Origin of the sequence: Acinetobacter celticus, from assembly GCF_001707755.1 — a bacterium.
Lineage (GTDB): Bacteria > Pseudomonadota > Gammaproteobacteria > Pseudomonadales > Moraxellaceae > Acinetobacter > Acinetobacter celticus.
The window spans coordinates 148,261-172,402 of the sequence record NZ_MBDL01000010.1 but is presented as its reverse complement, the minus strand read 5'-3'; the positions used below and the strand labels follow the sequence as shown (position 1 = coordinate 172,402).

Here is a 24,142-nt window from a genome sequence, read left to right as displayed (position 1 = left end):
TATACCATCAAAAATGCCGTCTTTAATGGACGGCATTTTTATATTTTGAGGAATAGTAAAATTTTATTCAGAATCTTTGGTAGTTAAATCAAAGATAAAGCTTTCGTATTAGGCATTTTCATATTATCTAAATTTGCCTCAGGATTTGATGTCGCAATTAAATGAAAATGATGCGTCATCAACATTTGATTTTACGACAAGGTAGATATAAAAAACATGGATTAGTGTGCACGAACCCATGTTTGACTTCGACCCAGTGCCGATATACCAATATAGCCACGACCACTCAGTGTTTTACCATCTTGTGCTAATTTAGCGCTAAAGCTATAGGTTTTTCCATTTTTAGGGTCGGTGATTTTACCGCCATCATAAGAATTCTTATTGATACTTTTTAGGCCAGACACAATTTGTACACCTTCTAAAGGTTTATTGTGAAATTTGCCTTCGCACTTGGTGCATTTATCGCCTTCTGAACCTTCTAATACATTAATGATTTTTGCAGAAAGTATACCGTTAGATGTTTCTGTAAATTGCACAATAGACAGAGGCTTTTTGGTCTGATCATCTATTGTTTTCCATTTTGTGCCATGCAACGGATCTGCAGCTATTGCTAGCGAAGAGATCAATGAAAGTCCAATTATACTAAGTGTTGTTTTTATCATCATAAAGTCTCAAATGGTTTGAGTGAGCTATTGTGTACATATTGATCTGAATGAGAACGACAAGTCCCATGATTTGTACGTTGATATTTACCGATCATATTGGACATTAAAATAGACTTTAATATGGATTTTTCATACAGTTTTGTGAAAAATATTAATATTAAGTGAAATTTCTTCTAAATTTATAGAATTTACAGGCCAAGTACTTGTTATCGCTTTACTGCTAGTTGGGTTTATTCAGGCCATTTTTTGAATGAACGTTTTATATTTATGAATAAATCATCAATTTAATCACTTTGTTATTTTATAACACGGCATAACTTTGTATCATGGCTCTGCTCTTATTTATTGTAGAACGCTTTGGCGAATCAAAAAGTCATTTTCATCTCCGTCTTATTCAGTTTGTTGGTATTTCAAAGTTTATGGAATATTGCGGCTGCGTTTTGCGTGCATGAAAATGTGACGATAAGTTTGAGCAATGGCTATAGTAGTAGTGCCAATCATTTTGGCCACCATCAACAATCAAAAACATGTATTGATGATGCACATCTTCCCATTTCAGATCCATTCAGCTTTGCAGTAGACGATCATCATGATCATCTACCTTCGTTTACCCAACTCATTTTAAATGAAGCACATGAAGCTTACTTTTATCCAATAACAACTGATGTCATTCGGCAGTTTAAAATAGATTGGTCAAATCTTTATCAATCGCCTGACTTGGTCTTAAATAGTCCACCTCCAATGTTATCCCCACTGCTGGTGGGGTAGTCGAATAAAAGCCCACCACTCTTAATTTCATTATGTGTGGGGCATTTTTATGTCAAAAAATCAGATTTATCAGCGCTTGAGTGTGCTGAAGCGTTCACGAGCTATCATTGGTTCAGGCTTGTTATTGTCTGCAACTTTTGCCAGTTTTACGGCGAATAGCCAAACTTTAACGTTAGAACAGGCCGTCGAGCAGGTCAGTCAATATCAAGCTTCTCAACAGTTTTGGGAAACGCAAAACAGAATTAATCAAAGCAATATTCAGCAAAGCAAATTGTTTAAAAACCCTGAATTATCTGTCGAACAGACAGGGTTTAATTCAAAAGATGACAAGGAGCTGGCAATTGGTATTTCTCAACCTTTGGATATTTTTGGTGAGCGAAAGGCCAATCAAAAATTAGCGAATATTGCACAGGACAAAACTGAGTTAAATCAAAAAATTTATCAGGCCAAATTGCAGTTGGTTGTGAAATATTTGTGGTCGCAGTTGGCCATCGCTGAATTAGAAAAAAGCATTATTAAAGAACAATTGCGCGTGAGTGAAGACAATTTAAATGCTATTCAGAAACGTTTCAGTGCTGGTAGCTTGGCAGAAGTAGATGTAAATCGGGCGCGTTTAAGCCATGCAGAAAACATGCGTTTGTATCGTCAGGCAGATTTACAGTGGCAAGTTGTTGCACATCAACTGTCTAATTTATGGGGTGTTGCCGACAAAACGATATCGGTCAATTTAACTGCGCAAAAATTATGGCCATCTGCTGTACATCAACAAGTGCAGAATTATCTGGCCAATAATTATATGGAAAAATATCGCATTATTCAGGTGAAAGAATCTGAAATGACGGTGAATGTACTTAAAGCCAAAGCAAGGCCGAATCCCACTGTGAATGCAGGTGTGAACCAAGTACGTACTGCCAATACTGAATCGGAAAATCAATTTGTGGTTGGTGTGAGTGTGCCATTACATATTTTTGACCGTCAGCAATATGGGTTGCAAATTGCCAAGGCTAAACAGGAATTGTTAGCTCGTCAGCAGGATTTCTATCTAAAGCAAAACGCCTTGCAAATTGGGACGTTATTAACGGAATTACAAGGCTTGAATGTGCAATTTAAAGAAGTTGATCAGACTCAAATTCCATTGGCTGTTCAAGTTCAAAGTAAAACATTACAGGGTTTTACAGCAGGTAAATTTGCGCTAACCGATGTGCAACAGGCCACCTTGCAACTACAGGATGTGCGATTGCGAAAAATTCAATTGTTGAAAGATGCTTGGCAAAAAGCTCTAGAAGCAGAAAGTATGAGTTTAGGTATAGCACCTAGTGAAGTGATGTCTAAAGATGCACTTGCAGTCATTAATCAAAATTTATGGCAAGACATTCAAGCGATGCCAGTCATTGGTGGGGGAAATTAAAATGTTAAACATGAAAAATATACTGAACAAGCAAAGCGGTAAAGTTTCACAATCCCTCATGATGGTTTTAGCAATTTGCATTACTTTGTTGATTGCGATGGCTTTGTTGTTGATAAATAAAAATAAAACTGGATCGGCAGATGCACATGATCATGCCGAAGGTGAAGAACACGGTGAAGCAGAGCATGGTGCGGAAACTGAGCATGAAGAAGGCATTGCATTAACCGCAAAGCAATTGGTTGAGCAAGGCATTCAATTAGCGAAAGTTGAACAGGGCACTGTGATGAGTGTAAGTGCTTATCCGGCTAAATTAAATGTGAATACCGATCAGCAAGCGCATGTTTCACCTAGTTTTAGTGGCCATGTAGAAGCAGTTTATGTCGAACTTGGGCAAGGTGTAAAAAAAGGCCAACCTTTGGCGGTGTTATTGGTACCTGATTTAGTTGACCAGCAAGCAAATCTTAAAATTGAACAGGCTAATTTAGAATTGGCCAAGCAAGATTTTGAGCGTGAACGACAACTTTGGTCGCAAGGAATTTCTGCCAAGCAAGATTATCAGCGCGCACTGAATAGCTATAAACAGGCGCAAATTCAGGTACAAGCGACGCAATCTCGTTTGCAAGCCTATGGTGCAGCATCGACCAGTCAGGGCCGTTATGTGTTAAAAGCACCCATTAATGGTGTGATTAGTAAAAAAGATTTGGTACTGGGTGAAAATGTACAGTTGGCCGATCAGTTATTTGTGATTGATCAGTTAGATCAGTTATGGCTGGAATTTATTGTGCCAAGCACTGAATTGAGTGCAATTACCTTGAATAAAGAAATTGAGTTTAAATCTCTACAAACTGGCAATGTGTTTAAAGCGGTTATTCAAACCATGAATAGCGAAGCGGATGCTCAAACTGGACGATTACAGATTCGCGCAAAAGTCTTATCAAGCGCTCATGAACTTCGCCCCAATTTAATGGTGAATGTGATGCTAGAGCAACAATCGTCTAAACAAGCTTTACGCATTTTAAAAACGGCAATTCAGCAAATTGAAGGTAAAGATGTGGTCTTTATTGCTTCTGCACATGGTGCAAAAACTGAATTTAGCGCTCAACCTGTGAGCATTGCTCAAAGTGCGACGCAAAGCCAATGGATTGAAGTCACTTCTGGTTTGGCTCAAGGTCAACAATATGTGGCCAATGGTAGTTTTCTTCTGAAATCTGAATTAGAAAAAGGAGAAGCTTCACATGAGCACTAACTTGCCAGAGCAACCTATCTCTGACGATGATGGGCTTCCAAAGCCTGAAGGCATCTTTGACAGAATTATTCAGTTTTCAATTAAAAATGCCATTTGGGTCATGCTATTTGTAGTGGCATGGATTGGTGTGGGTATTTATGGCTATCAAAAATTGCCCATTGATGCCGTTCCAGATATTACCAATGCGCAAGTTCAAATTAATACCCAAGCCAATGGTTTTACTGCTTTAGAAATAGAACAGCGGATTACCTATCCCATTGAAACCGCAATGTCGGGAATGCCACAATTGGAGCAAACTCGCTCTATTTCGCGGTATGGATTGTCGCAAATTACGGTAGTTTTTAAAGATGGCACCGATATTTATTGGGCCAGACAACTGATTAACCAGCGTTTGCAAGAAGCACAGAGTGAAATACCTGATGGCATACAGCCAACCATGTCACCCGTATCGACGGGCTTAGGTGAGATTTACCAATGGGTGATTAAGGCTGAACCCAATGCCAAAAAACCTGATGGAACACCTTATAGCGCCATGGATTTGCGTGAAATTCAAGATTGGATTGTGCGTCCTCAGCTTCAGCGTGTACAAGGTGTGGCAGAAATTAACAGTATTGGTGGGTTTAATAAAACCTATGTGGTTGCCCCAAACTTAAACCGTTTGCAGCAACTACAAATTCCACTGTCAGATTTGCAAACAGCGCTAAGTGAAAATAATGAAAACCGTGGTGCAGGCTATATTGAAAAAAATGGTCAGCAACTTACTGTACGTGTCCCAGGGACTTTGAATACGTTAGAAGATATTCAAAATATTAGTATTGCCAATAAAAATGGTTATCCAATTCGGGTTGCAGATGTCGCTACGGTCAGTATAGGACATGACCTAAGAACAGGTGCCGCAACCTACAATGGTGAAGAAACCGTTTTAGGTATTGCCATGATGATGATGGGCGAAAACAGTCGAACAGTTGCCCAAGCCATTGATGAAAAAGTGCAAACGATCCAGCAATCACTACCGAAAGGTGTGGTACTAGAAACAGTCTATGACCGAACGGACTTGGTAAATCGAGCCATTCAAACGGTGCAAAAAAACCTGATTGAAGGCGCAATATTAGTTATTGTGATTTTATTTGCCTTTTTAGGAAATTTCCGTGCAGCGCTAATTACGGCTTGTGTCATTCCATTGTCGATGTTGTTTACTTTGGCTGGTATGGCAGAGCAGAAAATTAGTGCGAACTTGATGAGTTTAGGGGCTTTAGACTTCGGTATTATTGTTGATGGTGCCGTGGTGATTGTTGAAAACTGTATACGGCGATTAGCAGAAGCCCAAAAACATCATGGTCGAATCCTAAGTCGTTCTGAACGTTTTAAAGAAGTCTTTTTAGCAGCAAAACAAGCACGCCGTCCATTAATTTTTGGTCAGCTGATTATCTTAGTGGTGTATTTGCCTATTTTTGCATTGTCTGGTGTAGAAGCTAAACTTTTTCATCCTATGGCAATGACGGTGGTATTGGCTTTGGTCGGTGCCATGATTTTGTCGGTGACATTTGTTCCCGCTGCTGTCGCACTGTTTGTAACGGGTGAAATTAAGGAAAAAGAAAGCCGTTGGATGATTTGGCTTAAAACCCAATATCAAACTTTATTAGATAAAGCTTACGAGTTTCGTTTATTTACTTTAACGATTGTGGCCTGCATTTTGGTTTTAACGGGTGTTTTGGCGACACAATTGGGCAGTGAGTTTGCGCCACAATTAAGTGAAGGCGATTTTGCCGTTCAGCAGATGCGTTCGCCAAGTACAGGTTTAGAGCAGTCTTTAAGAATGCAAGAAAATACGGAAAAACTTTTAATTAAAGAATTTCCAGAAATTAAAGCTATTTTTGCACGAACAGGAACTGCTGAAGTTGCAACAGATGTCATGCCTCCGAATATTTCAGATGCAGTAATCTTGTTAAAATCTCGTAAGGAATGGCCAGAACCTAAACAAAGTATTGATGAATTGCGTCAACGTATGATTGCTTTTTTAGCAACACTTCCGGGCAATAATAGTGAGTTTTCACAACCGATTGAATTGCGTTTTAATGAATTAATTTCAGGTATTCGTAGTGATGTTGGCATTAAATTGTTTGGCGATGACATGGAAGTACTGAACAATGAAGCCAATAAAATTGCGCAAAAAGTTCAATCTATTGCAGGCGCGACCGCTGTTAATGTCGAACAAACTGGTGGTTTGCCTTTATTGAATGTCGAAATTGATAAATCTAAAGCTGCGCAATATGGTTTGTCGGTGAAATCTATTCAGGACTTGGTCGCGACCAGTGTGGGTGGGCAAAGTGTAGGAACCATTTTACAAGGCGATAAACGCTTTGATTTTGTAGTTCGTTTAGACGAATCACAACGTAGCCCAGAACAGTTGGCAATACTTCCCGTTCAATTGCCCAATGGTGGATTGATTCAACTACAAGATGTTGCCAAGGTAGATCATATTTTGGGAATCAATCAAGTCAGTCGTGAAAATGGGAAGCGCCGTGTTGTCATTACAGCAAATGTTGAAGACCGTGATTTAGGCTCTTTTGTAACTGAATTACAAAGTACATTGTCTGGACAAACTTTACCAAGCGGATACTGGCTTGAATATGGTGGTCAATTTGAAAACCTAATGTCAGCAAAAGCCAGAATGCAATTGGTTGTTCCACTGGCTTTATTAACAATTTTCATTTTGTTATTGGCAGTATTTCACAACCTAAAAGAATCTTTACTGGTGTTTAGTGGTGTACCTTTTGCTTTAAGTGGTGGCTTGGTCGCGCTTTGGTTACGTGATATTCCATTGTCGATGTCTGCGGGTGTGGGTTTTATTGCCTTGTCAGGTGTGGCGGTACTTAATGGTTTGGTGATGCTGACGTTTATTAAAGAACTGCGTCAGCAATATGATATTCATTACGCAACATGGCACGGTGCAGTTCTGCGCCTACGTCCAGTATTAATGACGGCCTGTGTGGCGTCATTAGGTTTCATCCCTATGGCTTTAGCAACGGGTACAGGTGCAGAAGTACAACGACCTTTAGCGACAGTCGTGATCGGGGGGATTTTCTCATCGACCTTATTAACCTTGGTGGTTTTACCTATTATTTATCGTTGGATGAATGAAAAAGTAAAATCGGTTTAATTTAAATTTGGAAAATGCAGAATGATGTATTCTGCATTTTCTGGATGATTTATTTTTTTATAAATTTCTGCATGCTCAGCTACATAAGCTTTATTTAAAATGTATATCTAATATCGTGTAATAAAAGCCATCTTTGCTCTAAAAATAACAATGAACTCCAACCGAAGCTAAATTAATAATTGAAAAATGTCTTTTATTTAGACGGCTATGGTAATTTAAATTGAACTGAAATTATGCAATTCTGATCAGATAAAGGTCTATTCATCATGAAAAAAATAATCATTGCTGGAATTGTTGTTATGGTCGTTATTGTGGCAATAACTGCATATTGGGTAATGAATAAAGATGAAGACTCCGTTAATGAGTTAACTTTATATGGCAATGTAGATATTCGTCAGGTGTCTTTGGCTTTTGAAGGATCGGGGCGAATTAAAGCTTTAAATGTTCAGGAAGGAGACCATGTTCAGGAAGGACAGGTACTGGCAGTTTTAGACACGCAAGCTTTAGAAATTCAAGCCAAACAGGCCCAAGCACAGTTGGTTGTGCAACAACAAGCTGTCGATGAACAAGATGCAGGTACGCGACCTGAAGAAATTGCTCAGGCAAAAGCGCAAGTTGTATCCGCGCAGGCACAGCTGGATAAAGCCACGAAAGATTTACAACGTTATCAGGCTTTATTTAACAGCACAGGTGGTAAAGCCATTAGTAAGCAAGAAATAGACGGCGCTCAAAGTAATGTGAATACTGCTATTGCAAGTGTCAAAGAACGCCAAGCCAATTTGGTGTTACTGGAAAAAGGGGCACGCAAAGAAGACCGCACAGCAGCAAAGGCGCAAGTAGATGTTACAAAAGCCAATTTAGATTTAATGCAATACAAAATTGCGCAAAGCCAATTGCGTTCGCCAGTTAATGCCGTTGTCCGTGCGCGTTTGCAAGAAGTTGGTGACATGACCACGGCACAAAAAACAGTGTACACCCTCGCATTGACGAACCCTAAATGGGTACGGGTATATGCCAATGAAGCCGATTTATCTGAAATTAAAATAGGTTCTACTGCGCAGGTCATTCGTGATTCAAAACCTAATCAGCCCATACAGGGCACAATTGGCTATATCTCATCTGTGGCTGAATTTACGCCAAAGACCGTACAAACAGAAGATATTCGCACCACACTGGTATATGAAGTGCGGGTATATGTGCAAGATCCAAACGACCAGTTAAAAATGGGACAACCTGTTACGGTCAAAATGGCCAAAGCATCTGCACATACAGAGCAAAAATAATATGAAAGTGCCCAGTATGATTGTTCATGCAAAAGAGATTATTCAGACATTTCCATCTGGAACCAAAGGTGTACCCGAAATTCGTGCACTTGATGGCTTAAATATGGAAATTAAAGCGGGTGAATTAACGGCATTGGTTGGGCCAGATGGTGCAGGAAAAACAACATTTTTACGCTTATTGGCAGGGCTATATCCGCTGACATCAGGACAATTAGAGGTTTTAGGTTTTGATGTCACCCAACATCCACAACGTGTACAAGATCGTATCAGCTATATGCCACAACGTTTTGGTTTATATGAAGATTTAAGTGTGCAGGAAAATTTAGACTTGTATGCAGACCTGCATGGCGTGCCACAAAATATTCGAAAACAACGCTTTGAACGGCTACTGAAAATTACCGATTTAACCAATTTTACGCATCGCCCAGCAGGAAAGTTGTCTGGTGGAATGAAACAAAAATTAGGGTTGGCCTGTACCTTGGTACGTTCTCCTGAACTGTTATTACTAGATGAACCCAGTGTAGGCGTCGACCCTTTATCACGCCGTGATTTATGGGAAATTATTGAACAATTGGTGCATGAGGAAAATCTTAGCGTCATTATTAGTACCGCATATATGGATGAAGCGGAACGTTGTGCCCAAGTCTATGTGATGTATGAAGGAAAGATACTTAAGCAAGGAACACCAAAACAGCTTCGTGAGCAAGTTCAAGGGTTAACCTGGCAAGTTGCGCCACCCCAAGGAATGAAACCACGGGTGTTGCAAGCCTATTTGTTGGAAAACGTGCAATACGTTATTGATGCTGTACCCAAAGGTGCCAGTGTACGTTTTATTACCAATCCGCAATATCCTCAACTTCCATCTGATCTGTTACCCGAAGGCATGCATGTTCAGGTTCGGGAACCAAATTTAGAAGATGCTTTTATGATGTTTCTGCATGAAACACAACAAGAGCATCATTCATATACTTCTGTCACTCAACTGAGCAAAGAAACAGTAAGTTCCCATTTAGTCGATGAACCCGCCATAGCCGTCAAAGATTTGGTAAGAAAATTTGGAGATTTTACGGCTGTTGCCAGTACGTCCTTTGAGGTAAAACGCGGTGAAATTTTTGGCTTATTGGGGCCAAATGGAGCAGGTAAAACCACAACATTTCGGATGTTATGTGGTTTGTTGCCTGCCAGTAGTGGTTCATTAGACGTTGCGGGAATGAATTTGCGTAACGCTCGAGCACAGGCGCGTGCCCGTATTGGCTATGTGTCACAGAAATTTGCTTTATATGGTAATTTAACGGTCATAGACAATTTAAAGTTTTTTGGCGGTGCTTACGGCTTGTCTGGTAAAAAATTAAAGACACAAATTGAAAATGCGCTACAACAGTTTAATTTGAAGCCACATATTAAAAGTGAAGATTTACCTAACGGTTATAAGCAACGACTGTCTATGGCAACAGCTCTGTTACATGAACCTGAAATTATCTTTTTAGATGAGCCGACCAGTGGCATAGATCCACTGGCGCGCCGTGCCTTTTGGTACACCATCGGTGAGCTGGCCAATAAAGGCATTACGGTCATTATTACCACGCACTTTATGGAAGAAGCGGAATATTGCGATCGTATTGCGATTCAAGATGCAGGGAAAATGTTGGCACTTGGTTCGCCCAATCAAGTACGACAACAAGCAGGTTCAGATGAAGCATTAGACATGAATAGTGCCTTTATTGCTATTGTGGAACAAGCGCGGGCGAATATACAACAAGAGGAGGCGGTCTAATGACTTTGGCTTTTCTTGTACGCTTTAAGGCCTTACTGAAAAAAGAAACGCGACAACTCATACGCGATAAAAGCAGTTTGGCCATTGGCTTACTTTTACCCATTGTCCTCATTCTTTTATTTGGTTATGGACTTTCTTTAGATTTAAGCAATGGACGGGTTGGAGTGGTGGTTGAACAACCTACACCACAAAGCCAGCAAGTCATTTCAGGGTTGCAAGGCTCGCGCTATCTCAGTACACAACAATATATTCATTACCCTGAAGCAATTTGGGCAATTAAAAATGATGAAATTGATGCAATTTTGGTGATCCCATCTACTTTTGCTATAGATAGTGCCCAAGGTAACGCTAAGTTACAACTATTGCTGAATGGTCGCTCTAGCAGTATTGCAGTTGCTATGCAGGGTTATGTCACAGGGGCCGTGAATAACGTAGTAACCATGAATGCAGCGCGTCAAAATTTAAGTTCTGCTACTGCCATGGTGACGATAGAACAACGGATGTGGTTTAACGAATCATCTAACAGCACATGGTATTTGGTGCCTGGGTTAATTGTGTTGATTTTGACACTGATTGGCGCATTTCTTACAGGTTTGTTGATCGCACGAGAGCGTGAACGAGGCACTTTGGAGGCGCTATTTGTAACACCAGTGCGACCTATAGAAATTGTACTGGCCAAACTAACTCCTTATATTGTAATTGGCATGATTGATATTGTGATGTGCCTCGTTGCATCGTATTGGTTGTTTGAAGTTCCTATGCGTGGCTCTATTTTTTCTATTGTCAGTGCGTCTTTCATCTATTTACTTGTGTCATTACTACTGGGCTTGACTATTTCAGGTTTTGCCAAAAGCCAGTTTCAGGCCAGTCAAATTGCACTTTTAGCCAGTTTTATGCCTGCTTTAATGTTGTCAGGCTTTGTCTTTGATACGCGTAACTTACCCAGTGTCATACAGGTCATCAGTCAAATTTTACCTGCCACACATTTTATGACTCTTATTAAAACGTTATTTTTGGGTGGCGATGATTGGGTTTTATGGCTAAAAGAATGCAGTATTTTAATGATTTATGTGGTGGTGCTGACTATTGCATCAACCTATTCTTTAAAAAAACAGCTGAGATAAGCCTATGTTCAATTCAATCATTGCGTGGTTAGCTTATTTAAGTTGTTTAGTCAAAAAAGAATTTTTAACCATTTTTAGTGACCCCGCGAACCGTATTATTTTGATTGCGCCTGCATTGATGCAAGCCCTGATTTTTGGATATGCGGCCAGTTACGATGTCAATCATGTGGATTATGCGGTTTTAGATCAAAGTAAAGGGCAGGCTTCTACTGCATTCATTTCTAAACTAGATGGTTCTGGTGTTTTTAATCGAATAGAAACTTTACAAAATAGCGATCAAATTAAACAAGTTATAGATGATCGTAAAGCTCTAGCAGTGATTAGCATTCCTGCGGACTTTGAAACCAAGCTAAATCTGCAGCAAGCATCCCCAATACAAGTTATTTTAGATGGGCGAAACTCATTTACAGCAGGTATTGCAGGGTCTTATATTGGTGCTGTAGTCGGGCAGTTTAATCAACAACAATTGGGGAATGCATCTCCAATCAATATTGAAACACGAATATGGTATAACCCTAATTTAGAGTCGCGCTGGGGGCTTATGCCATCTTTAATTGCGGCTTTAAGCATGATGCAAACCCTTTTGCTGTCAGCATTGTCGGTAGCGCGGGAGCGTGAACAGGGTACTTTTGATCAACTTTTAGTGACGCCGTATACGCCTCTGCATATTATGATTGGGAAAGCTTTGCCCCCAATTTTTGTTGGCTTAATACAATCGACAATTATTTTACTGATCATTTTATTTTGGTTTCAAATTCCAATGAATGGTTCAATTGGGCTACTGTACTTTGGCTTAGTTAGTTTTAATATTGCAGTGGTAGGGCTGGGCTTATCGATCTCTGCAATTTCATTAAATATGCAACAAGCAATGCTATTTACCTTTTTGCTGATTATGCCTTTGATGTTGCTTTCAGGTTTGCTCACACCCGTACAAAATATGCCTAAAATACTGGAAATCATTACGTATGCAAATCCGCTACGTTTTGGAATTAATTTGACACAACGGGTATATTTGGAAGGTGCGCAGTTCAGCCAAGTTAAATATGATTTTATTCCTATGATTGTTTTGGCTGTGATCACACTTCCTTTGGCCGCATGGCTATTTCGAAATCGCTTGTCGTAGAGTATTAAAAGAAGCTAATTTTTAGGATTTGTAAGAGCGTAAATATGCCGTTGAGTTTTTTCCACATGCTGTTGATTCGCTTTATCACTATAAAGAGACAACTCATAGTTAAAATATCTAAGTAATTTCTCATGAATACAAAACTAAAGCGAAAAAATGAACGTATTGGCGATGATCTAAGCTATTTAAGGTCTCTATATCACCTATAGAAATATGAATAATATCACTATTAATTTTATAAATAGCCACTTCACCACAAATAGGTCTAAGCTATTAAAAACTGACATACAAAGCAAATCTCTTGGAGATTGCAGTTTAAATCTGAACAAATGAGATCGCATAATGCCTGCAGAGAACTTGAAATCTAAACGCCCGTTGTACATTCCCTATGCGGGAAATACGTTGTTGGAACTCCCACTTTTAAATAAAGGTTCGGCTTTTACAGCAGAAGAGCGTAAAAACTTCAATCTACATGGTCTTATTCCGCACGTAGCTGAAACAATTGAAGAGCAAAGTCAGCGTTCATATCAACAGTATTGCGCATTTAATGATGCGATTAATAAACACATTTACCTCCGTAATATTCAAGATACCAACGAAACACTCTTTTATCATTTAATTGAAAACCACTTGACTGAAATGATGCCTATTATTTATACACCAACTGTTGGTGAGGCTTGTCAGCGTTTTTCGGATATTTATCGCCGTCATCGTGGTATTTTTATTTCTTATCCAGATCGCGAGCAAATTGATAGTATTTTGCACAATGTTAATCGCCGTAATGTCAAAGTTATTGTTATTACCGACGGTGAGCGCATTTTAGGACTAGGCGATCAAGGCATTGGTGGTATGGGTATTCCAATTGGAAAACTATCACTTTATACCGCTTGTGGTGGTATTAGTCCTGCATATACGCTACCTATTACCCTAGATGTCGGTACGAATAATCCGCAGTTATTGAATGATCCAATATACATGGGGTGTCGTCAGCCACGAATTTCAGGTGAAGAATATTATAACTTTGTTGATATGGTGATTCAGGCTATTCAACAAAGATGGCCTGAAGCATTGATTCAATTTGAAGATTTTGCGCAAAAAAATGCCATGCCTTTGCTAGAAAAATACCGTGATAAAATTTGCTGTTTCAATGATGATATTCAAGGAACAGCGGCTGTATCTGTCGGAAGTTTGATTGCAGCTTCACATGCAGCTAAAAAGCAACTAAAAGATCAAGTGGTAACTTTCTTAGGCGCAGGTTCTGCAGGATGTGGTATTGCAGAACAAATTATTGCACAAATGATTGCTGAAGGTTTGACCGATGCAGAAGCACGTAAGCGCGTCTTTATGGTCGATCGTTTTGGTCTAATTACAGAAAATCAGCCTAACTTGTTAGATTTTCAAAGAAAATTGGCTCAAAAACCTGAAGATGTGGCACTTTGGGGGAATGCAGATGAAATTATCTCATTGCATGATGTGGTTCATCACGCCAAACCGACTGTATTAATTGGTGTTTCAGGTCAACCGGGGTTATTTACCAAAGACGTGATTAAAACTATGTCACAGAATTGTGAAAACCCAATTGTGATGCCATTGTCTAATCCAACGTCACGTGTAGAGGCTGTTCCTGCTGATATTATTGAATGGAGCAAGGGCAAGGCACTGATTGCAACGGGTAGTCCATTTGCACCTGTGATTTATCAAGAGAAAATTTACAATATTTCTCAGTGTAATAATTCTTATATTTTCCCGGGTATTGGTCTAGGTGTTATTGCTTCAGGCGCAACGCGTGTAACTGACAGTATGTTAATGGCTTCTAGTAATGCCTTGGCTGATTGTTCGCCAAAACTACAAAATCCTGATGCAGATTTGTTGCCAGATTTAAGTCAAATTCAGCAAATTTCAAAAATCATTGCAATCAAAGTGGCTCAAGCAGCGATGCAAGATGGGGTTGCTCCTGTGATTAGTCTTGAAGAATTGCAAAAGAAAATAGAAGCGAATTTCTGGAAACCGGAATACCGTCAGTATCAACGTATTACGTTTTAAATAGTTTTGTGCACAGTGTACGGTGCATAAAACTATATTGATATTTTTATCAAGAAAAGTCCTTTAAATTAGGGCTTTTCTTTTTTAGGAGAGTTTAATTAATTTATAGCCATGCGTTTAATCTTGAAAGCTAAAATAATACAGAATGAAAGTAAGATGTAAAAAATATACTCGCTACTTCCAACATGAGCATCTTTTAATCTGTAGTGATAAATAATAAAAAGTAGAATAAAGATAGTAATGTATAACATATTAAAAATCTTAGTCTGAATTATAAAGCCAATATAGCTTTTATATTATTTCATGGCTAGATCGGATTATCTAATACAATTTCGTCCTTCATTTTTAGCTCTATACAGGCGATTATCTGCATGTTTGAAGACTTCTTTTACGTTATTTGAATCGGAAGGCCAAAATGCAATACCAATAGAAATTGTTATTGGTGCTATGCTGTTTACAGTATTTTGTTGCACTGTATTACGTAACCTTTCTGCTGCACTATAGACAGCATCTCGATCTGACGTTGCCATTAAAACAGAAAACTCTTCACCGCCCATACGACAGCACACATCATTATCTCTAAAATTTTGTTTCATTTGTATTGCTAAGGCTTTTAATACTGCGTCACCTTGGTCGTGACCAAAGGTATCATTAACTTGCTTGAAGAAATCAATATCAATCAGCAGAACTGCAAATTCAGTTTGCATGGTTTGCAGTTCTTCTAAAAATAACTGCATTCCACGTCGATTATGCAAACCTGTAAGCGGGTCGGTATTAATATGTAAATTTAGTTCGGAAATTTTATCTTTAAATTTTTTAGAGCTAAATAATAGTGCAGTACGAAAGCGCATGACTTCAAAATACCACGGATCGACTTCTGTAATTTTCTGCTCAGTTTCTGGCGTTGCTAGCATGCCTGCCATTTGTGCTAAACCATTGAGTGGCGAAGAAATATATTGGGTGATTTTCCAAATTACAAAGAACATAAAGAGATAAAAGATAAAAATTCCAATAGCAGCTTTTAAAATAATTGCATTTGCTTGAACCAACAGTTCTTCGGTGGGTTGTTGCGAAACTACAATCCAGTTAACACTAGGAATATGGGCAAAGCCAGCTAAGTTATTAATGCCTTTGCTATTGGTTAACTGGATATAGCCATGCTGCTTCTGATACATCGCATTGAGGCCATTATTATGCTGAACGACGTCACCAATTCGGTTTTTATCTGGGTGAAAAATAATTTTATTATGGTTATCGATAACATACATATAACTCTTTTTGTATGAGTATGTGGTCGATAAGATTTCACTAATCAAATTTTCCTTCTGTAAATAAATGGAACCTGTCACTGTACCTAAATAATGCTTCTCTGGACTAAAAATGGGTTGTGACATCAAAACAATGAGGTTGTTCGACATAGATTTATAGGGTGGAGATATATAAGTTCTTTTTAGTTTTAATGATTCTGTGATACCGAGTGTTTTATAGGCTGTATTGGCATCGAATTTTAAATTGAGGGGTTCTAAATGACGAATATGCGCCATATTGTCAATGATTGAAACGGAATTAAAGTTATTTGATTGAAATTTTAAACGATGAGCTTCACTTTGTACTAATGCATTATTTGAAAAATCTTGTCCCAAAGTATTTGCACTATATGCCAATTCTTGAAGCATATTTTCGAAATATTGATCTGTACTTAAGGCGATTTTAGAGGCATATTTTTCATTCACTGAAAGTGAATTTTCTATTAGTTGTGCTTTAATGACGTGATTTAAAATAAAAATTGAACTACCAAAGAGGCAGGATACACATAAAATAATTAATATTAAAATCAGTCTTTGAAGATCTAGTTTTAAAAATAAAGCGAGTTGTTTCAAGTGCCTCATTCTCCCTGTAAAGCACTGTATGGGCTTAATGGTTGATATTATGCCATATATTTATCCATTTCGATAAAATTTGAGAACTATACGTATCAATCAGATGTATGGATGGTCAGAGTTGGGCTTTTAGAGCACAAGAGTAGTCTATATTTTAACCACTGATGGATTGGTATTTTTCTTTTAGAAATAAATATTTATTGAATAGGTTGGCATAATCGATTTAATATTAACCACACACAGCATTTGTTGTAATTCAATCCGTGGATTTGCCTGATACCCAGTATTTTTTGCTCGTTGTTCCCATTTGCTTGATTTTAATAGGCGGGGTTTTTATCTCTGCATATTATCTATTTAAGGCACCAAAATATTTATTTTGGATGGGGCTAGGATGTATTTTGCCATCGGTTGCCTTGGGTGCTCAAAGTTTGATGACCAATGCACAGTTGACGCTGACGGCACCATGGATTGGAATTTTATATCTTGGCGGGGCTTGGTCAGTCGCTCACGGAATGATGATAAAAGCAAAAGCCAAAACCAATTCAATTGCCTCCTTCACTATCGTTGTCTTAGGTGTTTTGTCACTTTTCTATTTTGCTTATGTGGATGAACAGCTTTGGTTGAGAATGATGACGATCAATATTGTCATCATATGCCTTGAAGCTTTGGCGATTCCCAGTGTCTATTTTCTATTTAGACAATCTTCTGGATTAGTTAAATTACTCTGTTTTAGTTATTTTCTTTTATTTACTTATGCAACATTAAGAACACTCGCGATTCTTTTTTTCCTTCAAAATGTAGATAGGATTGCACTGTCAACATCGAAATGGTGGATGTTGATGCTCGCTATCAATGTGGTGATTAGTTTATGGTTTGCAATTGTTGTGGTAGCGACAACGGTAAAAGAACTCTTCATTGTATTAAATGAAGAAAGAATGATGGATCCCTTAACAAAGCTGTACAACCGTAGCGGTTTTTTTGAAAAATCTAGTGCGTTATTTGATGATTCTGCTAAAGGCGAAGTTTATGTTGTGATGTGCGATATCGATTTTTTTAAAAGGATTAACGATACGTGGGGGCATGCTACGGGGGATCAAATTTTATGTACGATTGCCGATATCTTTAAGGATAATGTACGTCAAGATGATATTGTCGCTAGATTTGGTGGTGAGGAATTTATTATATTGTTTCGAAGTTTCGACGAATTATCTTCTTTTTATTTGGTCGATCGTTTGCGTAGTCAAATAGAAAATCAAATATTTGTAGACAATATTCGAGTTACAGCGAGCTTTGGCGTCGCGTGTATAGAGGATAAAGATCGATTAATTAAAGCTTTAGAGCTAGCGGATAAGCGACTTTACAATGCTAAAAATAACGGTCGTAACCAAGTTAATGTGAGTTAAAGCACATGATGCTGAGTTCATTTTGGACACATTAGGTGTATCCATGTCGTTATAAAATGATTGTTATAAAATGGTGATAAAAGAAGGTTTTATACAAAAATGTGGTAATTTAGAATGCATGGTTTATATGACTGAACAAATGTATGAAAAAAACATATTTAACTGTTTTACTTATGCTGTGTACATCCAATGTAATTGCAGCGGACGATAAAAAAGCGACAAAAAATCAAGTATCGAATGTTCCTGTTCAGGTCAGTAACACAAATAGTTTTCGGGTAACGACACGTCCTGAAATTGTGGGGCTATGGGGAATGGAAATTCCAAACAATCGAAAGTGTATCGAATATTATAATTTTAAAAGCAATAATGATGTTGTGATTAAAAGCGGTTCAGAATGGTCATCGGGTATCTATGACTATCAACCTGCACCAGATCCTGATGTGCAAATTCCTGCGTTAGTTTTGCAGGTGAAATATGACAATAATGAAAAAGATTGCTCGGGGAGTCAAGCCGATCAAACGGGTGAAATCTCTCAATATTTCGTGAAATGGGCCAGCCCTAGTACAATTAATTTTTGTAGTAATGAAAAAGCAGAGCAGTGTTTTGCAACGCTTCGTCGTATACTTCCTTAAGTGTTATTGGTCAATAAAAAACCGCTCAGTAAGCGGTTTTTTATTATAAAGACAAATTACTTGTCTTCATTACCTTCAATTTGCTTGAGCAAATGTTTTTCTAAATAATGGATATCCATTGCTTTTTCGCAGAAGTTTTTATCTTCTAAGATTAAGTCTTTGTGAAGAGGGATATTGGTTTTAATACCCGTCAGAATAATTTCTTCCAAAGCTTGTTTCATACGTGCAATACAGGTATCACGATCTTTACCATGTGCAATCAGTTTAGCAATCATAGAATCGTAGTATGGCGGAATACTATAACCTTGATAAATATGAGAATCTAAACGAATACCTGCGCCACCTGGTGCATAGAAATGCTCAATTTTACCCGGTGATGGCATAAAGTTGGTCGGATCTTCCGCATTAATACGGCATTCCATAGAGTGACCTTTACAGATTACATCTTCTTGTTGAATGTTTAGACCTAGACCACCAGCAATAAGCAATTGCTGTTCAATAATATCAATACCCGTAACCATTTCAGTGACAGGATGCTCAACTTGAACACGAGTATTCATTTCAATAAAGAAGAATTCATCATCTTCAAATAAGAATTCAAATGTACCAGCACCACGGTATTGCATCATTTTACAAGCATTTACACAGGCTTCTAAAATTTCAGCACGTGCTTGTTCAGGTAAGCCTGGAGCAGGTGCTTCTTCCAATACTTTTTGATGACGACGTTGTAAAGAACAATCGCGATCAAATAAGTGAATGGCATGCCCATTGCCATCGGCAAGAACTTGAACTTCTACATGGCGCGGTTTTTGTAAAAAACGTTCCATATAGACAGTGTCATCACCAAACCACATTTCAGCATCACGCTGTGCCGCTTGAACGGATTCGAGTAAGGTGTCAACACGTTCAACAATACGCATACCACGGCCACCACCACCAGATGCGGCTTTAACAATGAGCGGGAAACCAATTTCTTTGGCTTCTGCTAATGCATTGTTGGTGGTTACTGCATGAGCAGAACCTGGTACGGTAGGTACACCTGCTTTACGCATAGCCATAATGGCAGAAACTTTGTTCCCCATTAAGCGAATATGTTCTGGACGCGGGCCAATAAAAATAAAACCCGAATTTTCTACAATTTCTGCGAACTCTGCATTTTCAGATAAAAAGCCATAGCCTGGATGAATTGCATCTGCACCTGTAATTTCTGCCGCAGTAATAATGGCAGGAATATTCAGATAACTTTCGCTACTTGCACCAGGACCAATACACACAGCTTCATCACAGAAGCGCAAGTGCATGAGGTCTTTATCTGCATCGGAATAAATACCAACGGTTTTAATTCCTAAAGTTCTGCACGCCCGAGTGATACGCAACGCGATTTCACCACGGTTTGCAATTAAAACTTTTTGCAACATTATTTATCCTCGAGGTCTTAGGCGCGGTAGCGGAACAATGGTTGACCAAACTGAATGACTTCACCATTTTTTACAAGAATTTCTTCAACCACACCACTTTGAGTTGCCTCAATTGGGTTCATGATTTTCATTGCTTCAATAATGCCTAAAGTATCGCCTGCAGATACCGTTTGACCGACTTTAATAAATGTAGCTTCGCCTGGGCTTGGCGCTTCATAAAACACACCAACCATTGGTGACGTTTCTACCGCACCACGTGGTGTTTTTGCTACTGGCGCTGCAGCCACAGGTGTTGGCATTGCAGGAAAGTTTCCGGCTACCACTGGGCTACGTCGAGTTAAAGCAATAGACTGATCGCCTTCTTTAACTTCAATTGCCTGTAAGTCAGATTCAATCATCAGATCGATGAGTTTCTTGATTTTACGGATATCCATGAGACAGTATTCCTAGGTTAATTTGATACAGTAGGTTGAATTTTATCGATTGCATAATTAAGTGCAGCTGAATAGCCTTTTGCGCCTAAGCCACAAATTACGCCAATAGCTTTATCTGATAAATATGAATGGTGACGGAATGCTTCACGCGTATGCACATTTGATAAATGAACTTCAATAAATGGGATTGCCACGCCAAGCAGGGCATCACGTACTGCAACAGACGTATGTGTCAGTGCTGCAGGATTAATAATGATGAATTGCACGCCTTCTTGCTGTGCTTGATGAATTCGGTCGACAATTGCGCCTTCCCAATTGCTTTGGAAAGTATTTAAAGTAATTGATGCATTTTGCGCTTGTGCAATGAGCTGCTGATTTATATCCTCAAGTGTGAGGTGTCCATAAACTTCGGGTTCTCGCATACCCAATAAGTTTAGATTCGGTCCATGAATGACCAAAATGGTCGAGCTCATTTAGCTTGCTCCAATTAAAATTTGCAAAAACACTTTGCAAGATATCAGCAAAGTTTGCTTATTATGGCATAATGTCCCACATTTTTTTTATAAATTCTTTGAATTGACGTAGAAGATGTGTGCCAGAATTAAGCTATATAATGAGAACTTTGCAGAGAATTGGCAATGTTAAAAGATTACATTTTTCTAGGAATTTTAATTTTTTTAATTTTAAACTGAATTGGCTAAAACTGTTCATATCATTTGTGTAACAGTGAAAACTATTTAACGTTTAACAGCTTATTTCTATAGATTGTATAAGGTGGTGAACGATACTTCTGTTGACTGATTAAAGTTTGAAATGTCGATAAAAATTCTGTTTTGACTACAGTTGGAGCTATATCTATTTTTCAGTTTTAGTGGTGTAAGCATGAGTTGATTACATTATTGAATTTTTTAAGAGGTTGTCAAAAATCACACACCTATTGAGTTTCAGTATCTTGCGTGCCAGACCTAATAAAAAAACCAATATATTGAATGTTTTTTTAAATAAAACATCTATTTGTTGTCAGTAAGCTTGGCTTAAAATAAGAAAATCATCTGCGGCGTATTCAAGTCTAATCGTATGTGAGCACTCTTTTTTTTATCAAGTCGGTTTGATATTTTTCCATAGCGTTATAGATTCAATAGTACAGAGTTGCTGTTGTTCCATTAAGTATTTATGGACATGACCGATATAAAAGTATGACTGGTTTGATAAATCCTTTCTGAAACGATAGATAAAAAGCCATAGGAAGTCGGAATTTTTTAGAGGGAGACTGTAGAGCATCTAGTACAAGGCAGGATTGACCTTTTAGTTCACGAATGGCTAAGTTAGGAGGGCAGAGAATAGCCTCGTTAGATAGTGTTTATTGGCAAAAGTTAAATTACAGCAACTGACCTATTATCTCTGGTGAGTTTTTGCTTGTTTTTTGAGGTGTTCCCAGAAAATTGAAAACTAAGATATCTATCTATGATGATAGCCGTCAGTAGCATTAGTACCCAAAACTCTAACCGTTTACTGAAAGAGCAATATGATTTAGTAATGATGAAAATGAGAAGTCTAGAAGGCCATTAGGATAGATACATGTCTTTACATACATTATGAATGGCGTTATCAATAATAAACGACAAGTTTACATGAGCAAAGACATGACGGAGGGTGCTGTTAGTATTTGCTAAATATTGAAAAAACGTTTATAGTGTTGAACATCCTATGTAGGATAAATTGTGTCTAAAAGGAATTGAAGGGATGCTTCAAATCCAAATTATACAATCCAATATATATGCTAATGTAAATATCGTAAGTTTAATTTTAGGCAAAATAGCCTTGATTTATCAACAGTTTTAAAAATTCTCTCTGCTGGTTTTAATAGTTAATTACTGCTCTGTTTTACAAAAGCTCAATAAATGAGTAATTAAATTGAATAAATTAAATGGCTGGATCACAGCTACTGCCGTAAATGGCGATGAAATTCGTGTGAAAATTGTACCACTTGAACGTCAGCAACGTAATCCCTCTGGTATGAGTTGGGTTGAAGTTGGTAAAAAAATTGAATTGGAAACAGGTGAGAATCGTCAATTTAATTTTGACGGAAGATCTTTTTACTTAGGACTTAATCAATTGTATCGTGTTGCTATTTAACTGAAAACTTCAGTAAAAATAGTTTCTATTTTGAAATTTTAGTTTTTAAAGGCTCATTTAGTAATGGGCCTTTTATACATCTGGAGTAATCATTATTCTTACTCGGTCTGAATTGTTGACATAAATACTAAATTTTTTCATTCATTTCTAAATTATAAAGTTCTGTAATTTTAAATACTTCAATTGGCTTTGAATAAACTGTCATAATTGCTAAAATGCATTTCGTTTTTTATTACAGTTTTGCAGGAATTTTGCTATTTTTTGCTTTATTTTAAACAAACTGTTTTAAAACAATATTTTATAAGTGGAAATTTTAAATGTTCGATATTTATTTAACAGGTAATATAAAAATAAATAAGTAACTGATTTTTATAACAATAATTCAATATTATTGATGCAATAATGCGGTAAAAATGGTGCATCTGGTAGTTATGTAAAACAATAACTTAGCATATAGTTTTAATAGGTGATTTACTGTCAGAAGGGTCAAAATCCACTCCCAAAGGAGCGGATGTAATCATTTATCTTTAAATGGTAAATCAATTCCAATATCCGCATCATTCCAAATAATTTCATGTCCAGAAGCATACATTTCCGTCATTTTTTCAGTTGAATGGCCAGCTAAAGTTTGTGCTGATTTACCTGCTTTTTTATGCAGATGAATGGATAAAGCTCGAATCTCATGGAAGCTTGGTAACTGACGTCCAGATAATTCAGGATACGCGCCAGATTGTTTGATGGCGTTTAAGAATTCACGCGATACATACTGTGCCTCAAGCTGTGTCCAATGCTCCTTAGCTTGGCCTTTGTTCTTAGTTTTACCCTTGGGTACACGATGAATAATAAATGGGCTGATCACATTATCTTTGCAGCGATCTAATACTTTCTGTAATTCATTATTAACCTTAATACGTACATATCCAGCACCTTCCAATAATTCAAATTCATCTTCAGGATCATCTGTAGTTTTTTCTTGAGCGACATGTAGATAATCGTCACGAATATCAGACCATTTCATTTGAATAATGTCGATTCGTCTCTGAGTTGTGAGCATTGCTAAATCAATTGCATTTTGTAACCATTGCGGTGATGCACCACGGATCATTGCCAAACCTTCAAGCGTATGACGTTTACGCTGTTTAACCCTGAAACGCTTAATTGTTTGTGCTGCAGGATTTTCAGTAACCAAGCCCTTACTTATTGCTAAGTCAAAAATTTGAACTAATAAGCTTCGTGTTTCAATGCTTGTTGAAGCTGGCAAGCCTTCAAGCAACTTATTAGTCATAAATAGGGTGATTGCTGATAAAGATTTATCATCCCACTCAGCACAGCGGCTTAAACTATGGGTATAAGTTCGAATAGAATTTGGAGCAAGCTGGCGACCATCTTTTCGGCGTTTTTCAGACAAAAACTTTTTCGAGAACTCACCGAAAGTCACTTCGCCCATGACAACAGACACCAGATCCGTAGTTGGAATAAGGATGTCATTAAGTTTCCGTGCTGCAGCAATTGCTTTCGCCTTGTCGGCACCCATGCTATGCCATACACCTGTAAGAGGATGTCTGTATTTCCAAGTATTTACACCATTTCGATACAAATTTGATGGTAAGTCTTTGTTTCTCTTAACGCGAGGTCGTGACATTGT

The 24,142-nt window shown here is 38.0% G+C and carries 18 protein-coding genes; 12 read left to right on the top strand and 6 right to left on the bottom strand.

Annotated features, from left to right (window positions below):
• Window positions 1–221: 221 nt before the first annotated feature.
• Complete coding sequence (locus tag BBP83_RS09915; protein WP_415502430.1) at window positions 222–659, bottom strand: DUF2147 domain-containing protein; 438 nt, start codon at window positions 657–659, stop codon at window positions 222–224.
• Window positions 660–1,022: 363 nt separating this feature from the next.
• On the opposite strand from BBP83_RS09915, the gene BBP83_RS09910 reads away from it, so the two are divergent.
• The 9 genes from BBP83_RS09910 to BBP83_RS09870 all read left to right on the top strand — a co-directional run bounded on the left by BBP83_RS09910 (window position 1,023) and on the right by BBP83_RS09870 (window position 14,594).
• Window positions 1,023–1,433, top strand: coding sequence for a cation efflux protein, CzcI-like (locus BBP83_RS09910; RefSeq protein ID WP_068888031.1), 411 nt, complete (start codon window positions 1,023–1,025; stop codon window positions 1,431–1,433).
• A 49-nt stretch (window positions 1,434–1,482) separates the two neighbouring features.
• Window positions 1,483–2,841 (top strand): TolC family protein, encoded by a 1,359-nt coding sequence (locus BBP83_RS09905; RefSeq protein ID WP_068888029.1) that lies wholly within the window; start codon window positions 1,483–1,485, stop codon window positions 2,839–2,841.
• A gap of 1 nt (window position 2,842) precedes the next feature.
• A complete protein-coding gene (locus BBP83_RS09900) occupies window positions 2,843–4,087 on the top strand; it encodes an efflux RND transporter periplasmic adaptor subunit (protein WP_068888027.1) in 1,245 nt (414 codons plus the stop codon).
• Window positions 4,077–7,247, top strand: coding sequence for an efflux RND transporter permease subunit (locus BBP83_RS09895; protein WP_068888024.1), 3,171 nt, complete (start codon window positions 4,077–4,079; stop codon window positions 7,245–7,247). Before BBP83_RS09900 ends, BBP83_RS09895 begins: the two co-directional genes overlap by 11 nt.
• Window positions 7,248–7,513: 266 nt before the next feature.
• A complete protein-coding gene (locus tag BBP83_RS09890) occupies window positions 7,514–8,530 on the top strand; it encodes an HlyD family secretion protein (RefSeq protein WP_068888022.1) in 1,017 nt (338 codons plus the stop codon).
• A gap of 16 nt (window positions 8,531–8,546) precedes the next feature.
• Window positions 8,547–10,304 (top strand): ATP-binding cassette domain-containing protein, encoded by a 1,758-nt coding sequence (locus BBP83_RS09885; RefSeq protein ID WP_415502429.1) that lies wholly within the window; start codon window positions 8,547–8,549, stop codon window positions 10,302–10,304.
• Complete coding sequence (locus BBP83_RS09880) at window positions 10,304–11,428, top strand: ABC transporter permease (protein ID WP_068888018.1); 1,125 nt, start codon at window positions 10,304–10,306, stop codon at window positions 11,426–11,428. Before BBP83_RS09885 ends, BBP83_RS09880 begins: the two co-directional genes overlap by 1 nt.
• Before the next feature lie 4 nt (window positions 11,429–11,432).
• Entirely contained in the window at window positions 11,433–12,551 is a 1,119-nt protein-coding gene (locus tag BBP83_RS09875) for an ABC transporter permease (RefSeq protein ID WP_068888014.1), read from the top strand.
• A 342-nt stretch (window positions 12,552–12,893) separates the two neighbouring features.
• A complete protein-coding gene (locus BBP83_RS09870; protein ID WP_068888012.1) occupies window positions 12,894–14,594 on the top strand; it encodes an NAD-dependent malic enzyme in 1,701 nt (566 codons plus the stop codon).
• A 317-nt stretch (window positions 14,595–14,911) separates the two neighbouring features.
• On the opposite strand, the gene BBP83_RS09865 is transcribed toward BBP83_RS09870, so the two are convergent.
• Window positions 14,912–16,474, bottom strand: coding sequence for a sensor domain-containing diguanylate cyclase (locus BBP83_RS09865; RefSeq protein ID WP_068888581.1), 1,563 nt, complete (start codon window positions 16,472–16,474; stop codon window positions 14,912–14,914).
• Between the two features lie 263 nt (window positions 16,475–16,737).
• On the opposite strand from BBP83_RS09865, the gene BBP83_RS09860 reads away from it, so the two are divergent.
• Window positions 16,738–17,877, top strand: a complete 1,140-nt coding sequence (locus BBP83_RS09860; RefSeq protein ID WP_245669738.1) for a GGDEF domain-containing protein — start codon at window positions 16,738–16,740, stop codon at window positions 17,875–17,877.
• Between the two features lie 143 nt (window positions 17,878–18,020).
• On the top strand, window positions 18,021–18,509 hold the full coding sequence (locus BBP83_RS09855; protein WP_068888008.1) for a hypothetical protein: 489 nt from the start codon (window positions 18,021–18,023) through the stop codon (window positions 18,507–18,509).
• A gap of 56 nt (window positions 18,510–18,565) precedes the next feature.
• On the opposite strand, the gene accC is transcribed toward BBP83_RS09855, so the two are convergent.
• From accC to aroQ, 3 genes are read right to left on the bottom strand one after another with little or no spacing between them, the layout of a single operon-like run.
• Window positions 18,566–19,927, bottom strand: a complete 1,362-nt coding sequence (gene accC, locus BBP83_RS09850) for an acetyl-CoA carboxylase biotin carboxylase subunit (RefSeq protein ID WP_068888006.1) — start codon at window positions 19,925–19,927, stop codon at window positions 18,566–18,568.
• A gap of 17 nt (window positions 19,928–19,944) precedes the next feature.
• Window positions 19,945–20,361, bottom strand: coding sequence for an acetyl-CoA carboxylase biotin carboxyl carrier protein (locus BBP83_RS09845; RefSeq protein ID WP_068888005.1), 417 nt, complete (start codon window positions 20,359–20,361; stop codon window positions 19,945–19,947).
• Between the two features lie 17 nt (window positions 20,362–20,378).
• On the bottom strand, window positions 20,379–20,834 hold the full coding sequence (gene aroQ / locus BBP83_RS09840; RefSeq protein ID WP_068888003.1) for a type II 3-dehydroquinate dehydratase: 456 nt from the start codon (window positions 20,832–20,834) through the stop codon (window positions 20,379–20,381).
• Window positions 20,835–22,275: 1,441 nt separating this feature from the next.
• Between aroQ and BBP83_RS09835 the strand changes: the two genes are divergently transcribed.
• Entirely contained in the window at window positions 22,276–22,497 is a 222-nt protein-coding gene (locus BBP83_RS09835) for a transposase (protein WP_068888001.1), read from the top strand.
• 517 nt (window positions 22,498–23,014) lie between these two features.
• On the opposite strand, the gene BBP83_RS09830 is transcribed toward BBP83_RS09835, so the two are convergent.
• On the bottom strand, window positions 23,015–24,139 hold the full coding sequence (locus tag BBP83_RS09830; protein ID WP_068887999.1) for a phage integrase Arm DNA-binding domain-containing protein: 1,125 nt from the start codon (window positions 24,137–24,139) through the stop codon (window positions 23,015–23,017).
• Between the last annotated feature and the right edge of the window lie 3 nt (window positions 24,140–24,142).